Below are 12,731 nucleotides of genomic sequence, written 5' to 3'. Positions count from 1 at the left end.
GGCACCTTTCATGTTTTGTACCCCATTGCCCGAACGGGCCCCATCAGTGTGATAGTGACTAATACTTCCGCCATTTTTTCTGGCGGGTTATTCCTGCCTTCTGCCAGCCATTGCTGCATCAGGCCGACGTTGGCACTGGTGGCGTAGGCCATGAGGTAGTCAAATGGGATCGAAAGGGTGGATGGGTCGAATTCTTCCTTTTGGGCACGAAGAAAATTACCCCGAATTAGATCTTTTAGTTTGTTAGGAAACATAGGGCTGACAGAATCAAGGAGGAGCATACTGAAAACCTCTGCTTCTTTATCCACATAGCGAAAGAGCTCAGTTGCAAACTGAAGCAAAAATTCAGGATGGCCGACGAAATGTTCCATTTTGTTTGCCAATCTTTTTGACATCAGTTCCTTTAAGGTATCAAGGAGCTCCTGCTCGATGCGTTGAAGTAAATCAAACTTATCCTGATAGTGAAGATAGAAGGTGCCCCGATTAATTTCTGCATAGGCGCAAAGGTCGCTTACACTTACCTTCGCGAAATCCTTTTCTTTTACCAGCTTAAGGAGTGCCTCCCGAATCGCCCGCTTAGTTTTTATTACTCTTAGATCCTGTTTTTCCTCCATGTTTGATCCACCTTTAATGAACAGTATTGTATCTAATGTCTATTAATCAACACATCTTTTAAATCTACATATTGAAGGACTTTTCATTCCCTATCTATAATAATAATGAACAGAGTGTTCAATAGGCAAGAGATCTGTTGGTAGAAGGTGAGGGAGTAAATTGGATGTTATTCAGATAAATGATGTCGGAAAATCCTTTGGCAAAACAGAGGTGCTCCACGATGTTTCTTTTCAAATAAAGAAAGGGGAGATTGTTGGGCTGATCGGGCCCTCGGGGTCTGGCAAAACGACGCTAGTCAAGGCGATCATCGGCATGGAGAAAGTAGATTCCGGGAATGTCTCCGTGTTTGATAAAGGGATGCCAAACCGTGAAATTCTGAGCAGGATCGGCTATATGGCCCAATCCGATGCGTTATACCTGGAGTTGAGTGCGGAGCAGCAGATGATGTTTTTTGCGAAGCTTTACAAGGTTCCAAAGAACGAAAGGAAGGAGCGAATCCTTGCTGCGATGAAACTCGTGGATTTGGAAAAGGAAATGAAAAAGCGCGTGATGAACTACTCCGGTGGGATGAAACGCCGGCTTAGTCTTGCCATGGCACTTTTGCAGAATCCGGATTTGCTTGTGCTCGATGAACCTACCGTCGGCATTGATCCAAGACTGCGAAAAGAAATCTGGGGAGAGCTGACATCGTTAAAAGAGCAGGGGAAGTCCATTCTAGTTACGACTCATGTGATGGATGAAGCGGAACGATGTGACCGGCTTGTGCTTTTGCTAGATGGAACAGTTTTAGCTTCTGGCTCACCATCTGAGTTGAAGGAAAGATTTCAAACGGATTCCATTGAGGCGATTTTCCTGCAAAAGAAAGGAAGTGAAGGCTGATGAGGACTTTTGCCATCGGAGGAAGGATCATTCAGCAGCTGATCCGCGATAAACGAACCCTTGCCCTGATGCTATTGGCACCTCTATTGATTCTGACGCTCGTCTATTTCCTTTTTCAAACGAACGCTGACAATGAAGCGGTCGTTGGTGTGACTTCTATGCCAGAGTCACTTGTAGATAGAATGGAAGAAGCGGATTTAAAGGTTGTAGAGTACGAGAATTCAAAGGATATAAAAGAAAGGATCATAGAGGATGAACTCAATGCTTTCCTCGTGTGGGACGGATCGAAGTTAATTGTCACTTATGATGCAACTGCCACCACCACTGTCGGGACAATCAAGGCAAAGCTTCGCGGCATTCAGCAACAGGGATTCATGATTGAGGTGAAGGGAGTGCTGGGAAAGGCTGCTGCAGGGGGGGCGTTAAAGCCCGGTGATATCCCAACACCCTTTGAAGTGGATGAATCTTACCTTCATGGGTCGGAGGATACCACTTATTTTGACACGATCAGCCCGTTTCTCATTGGATTCTTTGTCTTTTTCTTTGTCTTTCTGATCTCAGGCATCTCACTATTACGTGAGCGGACAACAGGGACCCTGGACCGGCTGCTTGCCACCCCGATCAAGCGTTATGAAATCGTACTCGGATATCTGCTTGGCTACGGGATTTTTGCCATCCTGCAGACATTGCTTGTTGTCACATACTGTACGTATGTGCTCGATATTCAGATAGCCGGAAGCATCTGGTATGTATTTTTGACAAATGGTCTTATTGCTTTTGTCGCGTTATCATTTGGACTACTGCTCTCCACATTTGCTGATTCCGAACTGCAGATGGTGCAGTTCATTCCGGTTGTAGTGGTCCCGCAAATTTTCTTTGCCGGCTTATTGCCGGTGGATGCCCTAAATGAGTGGCTCCAGGCCATTGCGAAAGTCATGCCGCTGTACTATGGCGGAGATGCCTTGAAGGCGGTTATGATCCGCGGCCAGGGAATGGATGCAATCCAGTTGGATTTGCTCATATTAGCAGCAATCGCGGTTGTATTGTGCGTTGTGAATGTAGCTGCTTTGAAAAAGTATCGAAAGATTTAAAAGGACTAAAGTGCCATTTCCCCACCAACCCCTAAACAGAACAAATGTTTTGGTATAGAATGGATAGGTAAATATTCTATTAAAGGTGGACACAAACGTGAATGGTACAGCACATACAGCAATTGGGGCGGCAGCGGGGTTTGTGGTAGCCAATACCTATCAGTTCGAACCGACTTCCATGGAAACCATCATTCTGGTGGGACTTGGAGGAGTAGCAGGTTTGATCCCTGATTTGGACATCGACGGGACACTGCGTGGCAGGATTACGTTATCTCATAAGGTGACGAGGACAGTGGCACAGGTAATAGGAGTACTTATGATACTATATAGTCTGTACGAAGGAACCTATATGGAGCGCTTGAGGGGAATCGGGATCGGTGCATTGATGCTGATCGTCTCTTCTTTTATCAAACAAAAGCACATGCTCACCATCTCCGGGATCGGTGTACTGATAGGGGGAGTATCCCTGCAGGAGCTATGGATGATCCTGTTTGGGGCATACATCATCATCGCCTCTTTTGTTTCGCATCGAAGCTATACACATTCTATAGTCGGCATCATTTTCTTCGGCTTCATCGCCTTTCATTTGGAGTCTTCACTGCAATACGAAGGAGTCTTCTATACATGCTTGGCAGCCTATATCAGTCATCTGGTGGCAGACCTGAGAATCTTGCCTTTCAATAAACGGGGAATCAAGCTGTTTCTCCCGATTTCATCGAAAGAATTATAGAAAAAGAGAAAGTGAGGCACGTTGCTCACTTTCTCTTTTTTAATGTGTCTATTAAACAATGCATCTGGGCAACCAGGTAGGAGAAAAACATAATAAGAAAAGAGCCTATTGATATAAAATGATTCCCTCTGAACCTTCTCCTCCTTCAAATACGATGCCCAGTGTGAAAAATAAAGTGATGCTGACTACGATTGCCAAGAAGAAATTACTGATCTACCTGGACATGGGTTCCTTCTGCTATTAAGACTTCTTTCTTTTTACCACACTATTCACTATCACATATCCCAACAATACTCCGATGATGGTATCAAAAGAGGTGGAAACTACTGTGCCGAAATACCCTCCTAAAAGAAAAGAGGCGAATGGCAGATTAGCGCTAGGTGCCGACTCAGTAATATATAGCAGTGGAACGATCCAAGCATAGAATAAAGGCAAGCCGAATACAGTGAGCTTCAGCCAATCAAAGCTCCAGCTTCCGGAGTGGAAATGTGTTCTTATGAGGTGGGGGAGGGCGAGTAGCATGCCAACCGCTACAAAGAAAAAGGTGCGAAATCGATAGAATGGGACTATATCGTAGTACTCCTTAGTTTTGGAATACAAGTACGCTTGGTACCTCAACCCGACAATTAAGATCACAGCAAAGAAAACCAGATAAACCAAGTGCAAACCTATCCGCTGCCATTTATCCATATAATTCCCCCTCAATATCTATATTTATCCATTTTAACATATTTTATTTTCTAATTGATCGGAGGGAGAATTTTCTTGGGCACACACTAAAAAGAAAATTCCTCTCTGTGTTACAATCTTACTAACGACATGTACGAAGGGGCAAGACACTTGAATATTACACTGACGAATAAGATGATCCAGGATCGCTGCGGGACTGTCTCCTTCAAAAGAGGCGAAGCATTTTACCGGGCAGATAAGGTTTCAATTGAATACTACACTCCCGATCGATGTGAAGCGAACGTAAGTGGAGTGGAGGATTTCCATGTAGCAATCGAAGGCAAGGGGGATGGTGCCTTTGTGGCGACATGCAGCTGTCCGACACTTGCTTCGGTAAAAAAGGACTGCCAGCATGTTGCTGCTGTTCTGCTGGCTTTATCTGATCAAGTTCAGGAGGAACCTTTCCTGAATCCCTTGACAGAAGGGGTGTTTACGCTTTTTCAGGATAGACCAAAGCTTAAAAGCGGGCATCAGCGTCATTTTGAAAAAAGGGAAGTCCTGGAGGTGACGTTTGTCTGCAAGCTGGTGGAACAGCGCCTCTTTGCCTTGGAGCTGATACTGGGTGGAACACCTGTAAAGGATATTCACGCCTTTTTACAAAGTGTAGAAAAGGGGCTTCCTTTTTCAGAAGTAAATTATGATCCGAGTAAGCATTGCTTTGATAAAGAAACGGACGCAGTCTTGCAATATCTGATCCAGCTTGCAGCGGATGATAATTGGCAGGGCGGTGATGAGCTTACCATCTCGTCTTCCGCTTGGGAAACGATTCAGCCTCATCTCCTGAAAGCCCCTCATGTAAAGCTGGACCAGGATGGACAGATCTATGATGAACTTTATATATCTGATGAAGCGCTCTCCCTGCAATTCATTTTTGCTGAAAAAAATGGAGGAGGCTATCGACTGTCCGTGACGGGATTAAAGCGGATGGTGGTGCTGCCCGCATACGACATGATCCTTTCTCTTTATGGAAAGCTGATTAAGGTGAAGACAGATGATTGCAGGCGGCTTTTTGAGTTGAAACAGCTACTTGAGGCATCCGGTACCAATCATATCCCGATACATGAGGATCAGCTGAAGATGTTCCTGGAAAAGGTGGTCCCGGGTTTACGCAAGCTTGGCACTGTCGAGTTTTCCGATGGTATTTTACAAAAGCTGACCAAGACGAAACTTGTTGCCAAATTGTATTTGGACCGCGTGAAAAACCGCCTGCTAGCAGGACTCGAGTTTCATTACGACAATATCATCGTCAATCCTTTGGAAAAACGTGATCCGATTGGTGCGGCTAAAATAGTGCGTGATAAGGAGAAAGAAGAGCGGATTCTCCAATTCTTCGAGGACGGCGAGTTTGCAAAGACCGAGGAAGGGTTCTTTTTACATAATGAAGAGCTTGAATATGAATTCCTTTATCATCAACTTCCAAAAGTCCAAAAGCTGGTTCATATCTATGCGACAACGGCAGTCCGGAACAGGATTGCCCGGGAGCCTGCCAGACCAAAGATACGCGTCCGTGTCAAAAAGGAGCGGACGAACTGGCTGGAATTCAAGTTTGATATAGAAGGCATTCCACAGTCGCAAATCAAGGAGCTGCTTCATTCAATTGAAGAAAAGCGGAAGTATTACCGCATGAAGAACGGTTCTCTCATGTCACTTGAAACAAGGGAAATAGAGGAGATCCAGCGTTTCCTTCACGCTGCCCCGGTGCAGGAGGAGGATCTGGAAAGTGGCTTGAATGTTCCGGTTGTCCAAGGCTTGAAACTGCTTGAAACTGTTGATGACCAGAGTATTATTAAAGCGGAATCATCCTTTCGTCAATTCCTGGAAGAAATCCTTAACCCTGGCAGCATGGATTTTGAGGTGCCAACGCAGCTTAGATCTATTTTGAGAGAATATCAGGTACAAGGCTATAAATGGCTGAAAACATTGGCGCACTATGGTTTTGGCGGGATCCTAGCAGATGACATGGGGCTCGGGAAGACCGTCCAGAGCATCACATACATCCAATCAGAGCTTGATGATATCAGGAAAAGTAAGCATCCCGTCCTCATTGTATGCCCGTCCTCGCTTACGTACAACTGGCTGAGTGAGCTGATTAAATTTGCCCCGCAAATCAGAGCGATAGTCATCGACGGCGTGAAAAATGAGCGAGATGAGCTTCTGAAAAAGGTGGAGGAAATGGATGTGGTCATCATTTCCTATCCGGTGCTAAGGAGGGATACGAAGTGGTTTGAGAGCATGAGCTTCCATACGATTTTTTTTGATGAAGCCCAGGCATTCAAGAATCCGGTAACCCAGACGGCGCGTGTTGTGAAAAGGCTGCAGGCGGATCATCGCTTTGCCCTCACAGGGACCCCTGTGGAAAATTCCATCGAGGAACTGTGGTCGATTTTCCATGTCGTTTTCCCGGAGCTGTTCATGGGATTGCGTGAATACAGCAACTTGACCCGGAAGCAGATTGCCAGAAGGATCCGTCCGTTTTTATTGCGACGGTTAAAGGAAGATGTGCTGGCTGAGCTTCCGGAAAAACAGGAGATCATTGAATCTGTGGAACTTCTTCCGGAACAGAAAAAACTGTACGCCGCCTACTTGTCCAAGCTTCGCGAAGATACATTGAAGCATCTGAACAAGGACACGCTCCGAAAGAATAAGATCAGGATCCTGGCAGGTTTGACCAGGCTAAGGCAGATTTGCTGCCATCCAGGTTTGTTTGTGGATGGTTACAATGGGGGGGCGGCAAAGTTTGATATGCTCCTGCGAATCATTGAGGAATCCAAGCTGTCCGGCAGAAGGGTACTGATCTTTTCTCAGTTCACGAAAATGCTGGAGCTGATCGGCAGGGAGCTTACCTATCAAGGGGTTCCGTATTTTTACCTCGATGGTCAGACACCTTCGGAGGAGCGGGTAGAAACGTGCCGGAAATTCAACAAGGGAGAACGGGATTATTTCCTTATCTCCTTGAAAGCGGGCGGGACTGGTCTCAATCTGACAGGTGCCGACACGGTCATCCTTTATGACCTGTGGTGGAACCCTGCCGTTGAGGAACAGGCTGCTGACCGGGCGCACAGGATCGGCCAGACCAATGTAGTGCAGGTCATCAAGCTTGTTTCCCACGGCACGATCGAAGAAAAGATAAACGAACTGCAGGATAAAAAGCGACATCTTGTAGAAGAAATCATCGACCCCGGGGAGAAGGTGTCCTCTACCCTGACAGAAGAGGATATCCGAGAGATTCTTAAGATATAAAAGGTTGGCAGGTGTTTAGAAATGGCAGAAAAGAAAAAACTGTATGAGGCAGACCTCTATAAACCGATCCAAAAGCTTTTTGTCAAAGATGGCTATCAGGTGTATGGGGAAGTGAACGACTGCGATATCGCCATGGTAAAAGGGGATGAGGTCGTGGTGGTGGAACTGAAACTTTCACTGAATGTGAACCTGCTCATCCAGGCGACCAAGCGGCAAAAGCTGACAGACCTTGTCTATATCGCCATCCCAAAGCCGAATATAAACAGAAGAACGAAACGTTGGACGGATCTATGCCACCTTATCCGCCGGCTGGAGCTCGGTTTGATCATCGTCTCCTTCTCCGGTAACCGAAAGACAACGGAAATCGTTTTTCATCCCACGCCTTTTGATCGTGGGAAAAGTATGCGTCAAAATAAAAGGAAAAGAGAAGCGCTCCTCAAGGAAATGGACGGCAGAAGCTCGAATTCGAATATCGGCGGCAGCAACAAGACGAAGATCATGACCGCCTATAAGGAAAACTGCATTAGGATCGCCTGCTATCTTGAACAATATGGTCCCCTGTCACCCAAGAAACTCAAAGAACTGGGCACAGGGGACAAAACCTCTTCCATTCTTACGAAAAATTACTATCGCTGGTTTGAGAGAGTGAAGAGAGGGACGTATAAGATAAGCGAAAAAGGAAGGCTGGAGCTCGAAGAAAATAGAGCGCTCGCGGAATTTTATCTGCAGAAGGTACCCAAAGTGGAACAAATACAAGATTGCTAGTATCAAGTAAATGCTAAGGAAAAGTGATGAATTTTAAGAAAAGATGCCTGCTCCAACCTTGGAGCAGGCATCTTTTCATATAAACAGGCTAATACCGCACAGCCTCCCCGACATTTAATCCCTTTAACTCCTTATTCCCCGTAACGAACCATTTTCCCAAGGTGCTGTCATACTCACAATAGTACATATAGTAGTATTTTTTTTGCTTCAGGGCGGGGTTGGATTGTGCTTTCGGGTCTTTCCAGCCGCTCATATAGGTTTCCACTACAGAGACGCTGGCTTTGAAGTTTTCACCGGATTGCTCCACCTTGAAGGTAGTCCCGTCAAAGGTCATATCCACAAGGTGTCCGACATAATAGACATTCCTTTTCCGCAAGTCGACGACGATATCTGTCGCTTCCTTGAGCTGTGACCCTTTTGCGCTTCGAAGGACTGATGTGTCCAGGGAGGTGATGGCTTCTATATAGGAGGTGTTGTAGTCATAAATGGCATTCAGGACATCAGGCCTTAATGCAGCAGTGTCCGACTCAGGAGATGTATCCTGCTCTGCTTCCTCTTCTTTCGTTTCCTCGTCTTCTTTTTCTGCAACCGTCTCTGGTTCATCAGGAATCTTAAATTCTATCGTATCAGACCCGGCGGCTATCACCTCTTCGGTTAAAACGTCTCTGGAAGGGTAGGTGTACCTTGCTTGGAGCGTGATTGTCTGTTCGTCTGAAAGCGGTCCGATCTCCATCGACTCTTCCGTGAACTTTCCGTATAATTTTCCGTTCACAAAAAGGTCTGCGCCTTTCTTGGAGGAGAGGATTTTTACATAATGTTCATTAAATATCAAAGACAATGGATTCTCTGGTGACTGCCAGATGGTAACGTGCTCCACCTTTTCAAACTCCCCAAATGCACCTTCCTTTGTCACTTTCAGTACATACGCCCCCGGAAGCAGTGAATCAAATGTTCGTGTTGCTTCTCCAGTCGGGGATAACATCTTATCGTTCAAAGTAACCTCTGCGAGTTCATCTGCCTGGATTTCCATGGAAACAGGGCGAAGAACAACAGCAAATTGCTTGATGACCCACCATTTCTTCTCTTCAAGTTCCTCCAGCTCAAAGACGAAGGGAGTGCCTTTGAATGGAATGGATTTCTGCATCGCTTTTTCCTGATCCCTGATATTCAAAAAGACAGTATCAAGGGCCTCTTGGTCCTGATGGAGATCCTGAAGCAACTTCTCCCAATTGGATATGGAAATCGACTCGTACGAACCGCTCAGTTTCACAAGCTTGGAAAGACTGGACGCATCCTGGGATTTTAGGGCAGTGGTGAATTCTTCTACGGTTTTTACTGGAGAAGATTCCTTTTGCACATATAAATAGCCATACCCACAGCCAGCAAGAAGAAGCAAGAATAAAATGGATATGAGGCCTATCCAAATCTTCTTCGGTTTCTTCCGAGATTGTTTTTCATGATTTCCCTTTGGCCTTTCATTACTTGCCTCCTGGCGAGTAAGGGTCGGTACAGGCTTTTCATCCCCATTGGTCGTAGATAGCTGGGTCCCGCAGTTATTGCAAAAGAGCTTTCCCGGTTTTATTTCGGCTCCGCAGGTTCTGCAAAATTTCATTGTATGCCTCCTTTTCGCTTTCATGATCTAGGAAACTAGTATCTATGTAGGAAAGAGTACATGTTAAAATATTCCTGTTGCATAAGAAATATGTCCCTGATTTGAAAGACTTCATGCACCTATTTTCTCTGCTGAAAAACTTTTTAAAAGTTAGCCCATTTAAATTAGCACCTTTTCCCAACTCCTGTTATATTAGGAACATGGATACATATATACATGACTTGAAATAAATGATGAGAGAAGGCGTTTCAGTGAGCTTTAGGAAAAAGCAATTTGTGGGATTGGGGATAACGGTCTTTTTTCTTGTATTTCTATTATCAGTAATTATCATCATGGCCAATTCCATGAAAACAAACATGCTCGAGATAGTGGAGGACCGCTATTATAAGGTAAGCAAGGCAATGGAAATAAGACAGCTATTCTATCAGACTGATAGACAGCTATTGTATGTGATCAATAGGGATGAAAATGAAAATATTGAAGAGAATCTTTCCGCCCTGCAAACCAATAGGGAGGAAGTGAGACGGGAGATTACAGAGCTTGGTACCATTTTGGATAGAAACGACACTAAAGTGCTTCTGGCAGAAATCCAAGCAAGCTATGATTCTTATTGGGAAATGGAACGGAATATTGTTGCACAGATAAATGCAGGTGCACAAAACAGTGAAGTCCAAGCCATTTATAGCGCTCAACTTGAAAACAGGCAAACCCTATTGGAGAATATCTCCGAGTTCAAAGAGCTACAGGAAGGAATAATGGAAGACAATCTGGCAGAAGCGAATTCTACCTATGAAATGCTGATTGGATCGCTACTCCTGACGGTGCTTGTTTCCTTGATAGTGATTGTCGGTACGACACTTTGGGTTATCCGCAGCACAAACAAACGCCTGGATGAAGTGAAATCCGGGATTACAAACATTGACTATGAGGATCTTTCCACTCTTCCAAGATTGGATACCACCATCAAGGATGAAATAGGTGAAATCGCCAATGCATTCAACGCGATGGCATCCTCCATCGAGGACTATCATGTAAAAGAAAAGAAATACACCGAGGAAATCAGCAGGCAGAACTGGGTGCAGACGAATTCGGGTGAGATCATCAATCTATATCACCGAAATGTCTCGATCGATTCGCTCGCAGAAAAGTTCATCAGCACACTGACTCCACTAATGGATGCAAAGCTAGGTGCCTTCTATCTGTCAGACGGGGAGGGCAAGCATTCCACCTTCACTAAAGTGGCAACATATGCAGACGGTGCCGAGGATGTCGGCGGGGAAGCATTCAAGCTGCGTGAAGGCCTGGTAGGACAGTGCGCTTGGGATAAAAAGACCATCCTGATTGAAGACGTTCCGGAAGGCTATTCATTGATTACGACCGGCCTTGGCAATACAAAACCGAAGAGCATCATCATTGCTCCGGTCATCATAAAGGATGAAGTCATTGCGGTCATCGAGATGGCGAGCTTGACTGGGTTCAACGAAACGCATAAGAATCTATTGAAGAAAGTACTTGAAACACTTGGCATCGCCATTACCAACATATTAGGAAGAATGGAAGTGGAGCGCCTTCTCCTTGAATCACAGGCACAGACAGAAGAACTGCAATCCCAGTCCGAGGAGCTTCAGGCACAATCCGAGGAGCTTCAGACACAGGCCGAGGAGCTGCGCATGATCAATGAGCAGCTTGAGGAACGCTCCCGTGATGCCGAACAGAAATCAACCGACCTTCAAAAGGCGAAAACGGAGCTTGAGGAAAAAGCGAAGCAGCTGCAGCTCAGCTCCAAATATAAATCTGAGTTCCTGGCAAATATGTCCCATGAGCTCCGGACGCCACTGAATAGTATTCTTCTGTTATCCGAAATGTTGGCTGAAGACATCGATGAGAATCTGACAGAAGAACAAAAAGAGTTCTCGAGAGTCATCAATTCATCTGGCCAGGATCTGTTGAACTTGATCAATGACATTTTGGATCTTTCCAAAGTGGAAGTGAAGAAGCTTGAGGTCATGTTTGGTGAAGTGAATGTGATGGAATTTGTGAACCGCCTGGAACTTCAGTTCACTCATATCGCGAAGCATAAGAAATTGGATTACGAAATAATCCAAGGGGATAACCTTCCGGAGGTTTTCTATACGGATGAGCAGCGCCTTCAGCAGATTGTTAAGAACCTGTTATCAAATGCCTTCAAGTTCACTGAAAAAGGGAAAGTGACAGTGGAAATCGATAAGGCGAATAGAAGGGACCTGCTTCGTGCAAAAGTTCCGGTCGAAGCAGAGACCTGGTTGAAAATCTCTGTTTCTGATACAGGTATTGGAATTTCAGAGGATAAACTTGGACTGATCTTTGAAGCGTTCCATCAAGGTGATGGGGCCACGATGAGAAAATACGGCGGAACTGGACTGGGATTATCCATCTCCAAGGAATTCTCTACGCTTCTTGGAGGAGCCGTGCAAGTTGAAAGTGAAGAGGACAAGGGCAGTACCTTCACGCTTGTCATTCCGAGCCTGCCAAACGGAATGCCACAAATGAAGGAAGTGGAAGCAGCTTGGCAGGAAGTTGCCGCGGGTAGCGATACCGAACTTTTAGAAGAAGAAAACAGACTCTCGAATATGGCTGCCGGAGCGGAGGAAGTCAAAGCTCAAAGCTACATGCCAATGGAGGAAGACCTGTCTAATATTTTGAAAGGAAAAACGGTTATTGTCGTGGACGATGATCATCGTAATGTCTATGCATTGAACAATGCATTGAATAAGGAGGATATGAACATCCTGACAGCTGAAAACGGATTGCAGTGTCTGGATATCCTTCATGAAACAGAGAATGTGGACATCATCCTGATGGATATCATGATGCCGGTGATGGATGGGTACAAAGCGATCAAGACCATCCGCAACCTGGAAAAACATAAAGACGTTCCAATTATTGCCCTTACTGCCAAAGCGATGAAAGGTGATCGAGAGAAGTGCTTGGAAGTCGGTGCTTCCGACTATATCAGCAAACCGTTGAAATTAGATCAGCTTCTTTCCGCGATGAGGGTTTGGGTTGCGAAAAATTAAGGTATAAATACGAG

The 12,731-nt window shown here is 45.4% G+C and carries 9 protein-coding genes; 6 read left to right on the top strand and 3 right to left on the bottom strand.

Translation table 11 applies throughout. From position 1 onward, the window contains the following. Positions 1–8: 8 nt before the first annotated feature. Positions 9–614, bottom strand: coding sequence for a TetR/AcrR family transcriptional regulator (locus tag JOC95_RS07210; RefSeq protein ID WP_204414794.1), 606 nt, complete (start codon positions 612–614; stop codon positions 9–11). 160 nt (positions 615–774) lie between these two features. Here JOC95_RS07210 and JOC95_RS07205 point away from each other — a divergent pair, with 160 nt between their 5' ends. The 3 genes from JOC95_RS07205 to JOC95_RS07195 all read left to right on the top strand — a co-directional run bounded on the left by JOC95_RS07205 (position 775) and on the right by JOC95_RS07195 (position 3,315). Further along, entirely contained in the window at positions 775–1,494 is a 720-nt protein-coding gene (locus JOC95_RS07205) for an ABC transporter ATP-binding protein (RefSeq protein WP_204414793.1), read from the top strand. Continuing rightward, positions 1,494–2,585 carry an ABC transporter permease gene (locus JOC95_RS07200; protein WP_204414792.1) on the top strand — a complete coding sequence of 364 codons (1,092 nt, stop codon included), beginning with the start codon at positions 1,494–1,496 and terminating at the stop codon, positions 2,583–2,585. Before JOC95_RS07205 ends, JOC95_RS07200 begins: the two co-directional genes overlap by 1 nt. A 97-nt stretch (positions 2,586–2,682) precedes the next feature. Next, complete coding sequence (locus JOC95_RS07195; RefSeq protein WP_204414790.1) at positions 2,683–3,315, top strand: metal-dependent hydrolase; 633 nt, start codon at positions 2,683–2,685, stop codon at positions 3,313–3,315. Positions 3,316–3,555: 240 nt separating this feature from the next. On the opposite strand, the gene JOC95_RS07190 is transcribed toward JOC95_RS07195, so the two are convergent. Then, positions 3,556–4,005, bottom strand: coding sequence for a hypothetical protein (locus tag JOC95_RS07190; RefSeq protein WP_204414788.1), 450 nt, complete (start codon positions 4,003–4,005; stop codon positions 3,556–3,558). Between the two features lie 150 nt (positions 4,006–4,155). Here JOC95_RS07190 and JOC95_RS07185 point away from each other — a divergent pair, with 150 nt between their 5' ends. Further along, on the top strand, positions 4,156–7,284 hold the full coding sequence (locus JOC95_RS07185; RefSeq protein ID WP_204414786.1) for a DEAD/DEAH box helicase: 3,129 nt from the start codon (positions 4,156–4,158) through the stop codon (positions 7,282–7,284). A gap of 21 nt (positions 7,285–7,305) precedes the next feature. After that, a complete protein-coding gene (locus JOC95_RS07180; RefSeq protein ID WP_204414784.1) occupies positions 7,306–8,049 on the top strand; it encodes a DUF2161 domain-containing phosphodiesterase in 744 nt (247 codons plus the stop codon). Positions 8,050–8,137: 88 nt separating this feature from the next. Here JOC95_RS07180 and JOC95_RS07175 read toward each other — a convergent pair whose 3' ends face one another. Then, the gene (locus tag JOC95_RS07175; protein ID WP_204414783.1) at positions 8,138–9,661 is read right to left on the bottom strand and encodes a TcaA 3rd/4th domain-containing protein; all 1,524 of its coding nucleotides are present in this window, start codon (positions 9,659–9,661) and stop codon (positions 8,138–8,140) included. A 251-nt stretch (positions 9,662–9,912) separates the two neighbouring features. On the opposite strand from JOC95_RS07175, the gene JOC95_RS07170 reads away from it, so the two are divergent. Then, complete coding sequence (locus JOC95_RS07170; RefSeq protein WP_204414782.1) at positions 9,913–12,717, top strand: ATP-binding protein; 2,805 nt, start codon at positions 9,913–9,915, stop codon at positions 12,715–12,717. The last annotated feature ends 14 nt before the right edge of the window (positions 12,718–12,731 follow it).

The sequence above is a fragment of the Sutcliffiella tianshenii genome (assembly GCF_016908565.1).
GTDB classification, from domain to species: Bacteria; Bacillota; Bacilli; order Bacillales; family Bacillaceae_I; genus Sutcliffiella_A; species Sutcliffiella_A tianshenii.
Note: the sequence above shows the minus strand (reverse complement) of the source record. Positions and strands in the feature narration are given on the sequence as shown.

Bases quoted from the DNA above. Each gene is read 5' to 3' on its own strand.
- JOC95_RS07210 (WP_204414794.1), bottom strand. From the start codon at position 614: ATGGAGGAAAAACAGGATCTAAGAGTAATAAAAACTAAGCGGGCGATT.
- JOC95_RS07200 (WP_204414792.1), top strand. From the start codon at position 1,494: ATGAGGACTTTTGCCATCGGAGGAAGGATCATTCAGCAGCTGATCCGC.
- JOC95_RS07190 (WP_204414788.1), bottom strand. From the start codon at position 4,005: ATGGATAAATGGCAGCGGATAGGTTTGCACTTGGTTTATCTGGTTTTC.
- JOC95_RS07180 (WP_204414784.1), top strand. From the start codon at position 7,306: ATGGCAGAAAAGAAAAAACTGTATGAGGCAGACCTCTATAAACCGATC.
- JOC95_RS07175 (WP_204414783.1), bottom strand. From the start codon at position 9,661: ATGAAATTTTGCAGAACCTGCGGAGCCGAAATAAAACCGGGAAAGCTC.